Here is an 851-nt window from a genome sequence, read left to right as displayed (position 1 = left end):
GGTCTATGCCCAGAACTTCCGCGCCTTTGCGGGCCATGGAATCGGCCAGAATGCCGCCGCCGCAGCCCACGTCCAGCACGCGCAGGCCCTTGAGCGGGACTTGGCTGTCAATCCAGCCGAGGCGTAGCGGGTTGATTTGGTGCAGGGGGCGAAACTCGCTTTCGGTGTCCCACCAACGATGGGCGAGATCGGAGAATTTGGCCAGTTCGGCGGGGTCAAAGTTATCGCTTGTAGACATGAGGCATTATCGTTGAGGCATAAAAAAACCGCGCCTGAGCGCGGTTTTTGAAGCGATCCCGAAGGATTACTTGTTGGCGCGGGTACCAACCACTTCGATTTCGACGCGGCGGTTCTTGGCGCGGCCTTCGGCGGTCTTGTTGTCAGCAACTGGCTGTTTCTCGCCCTTGCCTTCAGTGTAGACGCGGTTTTTCTCGATGCCCTTGGACACGAGGTATGCCTTGACGGCTTCCGAACGGCGAACCGACAGCTTCTGGTTGTAAGCATCGCTGCCGACGGAGTCGGTGTGACCCACGGCGATGATGACTTCCAGGTTGATGTCCTTGATCTTGCCGACCAGGTCATCCAGCTTGGCTTTGCCTTCTGGCTTGATCACAGACTTGTTGAAGTCAAAGAAAGCGTCAGCAGCGTAGGTAACCTTCGTTGCGGCAGGAGGAGGGGGAGTAGGAGTAGCAGCGGGCTGCGCAGGCTGACCAGCAACCGGAGGAGCAGCAGGAGCCATCGCAGGGGCAATTGCGCCATCGCAACCAGGCGCTGCGGTAGCAGGCGTCCAGTTGGCATCACGCCAGCACAGTTCGTTGGTTCCGTTTTTCCAGACCAGCTCGCCGTTGCCG

Annotated in this window: 1 protein-coding gene and 1 pseudogene; both read right to left on the bottom strand. The window is 59.2% G+C overall.

Features of this window, described 5'->3' with window-relative positions:
* Positions 1-238: pseudogene (locus tag AC1D0P_RS26230) on the bottom strand (bifunctional 2-polyprenyl-6-hydroxyphenol methylase/3-demethylubiquinol 3-O-methyltransferase UbiG); the annotation flags it as partial.
* A 66-nt stretch (positions 239-304) separates the two neighbouring features.
* Positions 305-851 (bottom strand): outer membrane protein OmpA (ompA, locus tag AC1D0P_RS26225; protein WP_477679401.1); only part of this gene is annotated, 547 nt, incomplete at its 5' end.

The sequence above is a fragment of the Polaromonas sp. P1_G2 genome (genome assembly GCF_056405515.1).
This window is presented reverse-complemented; position numbering and strand designations above follow the sequence as displayed.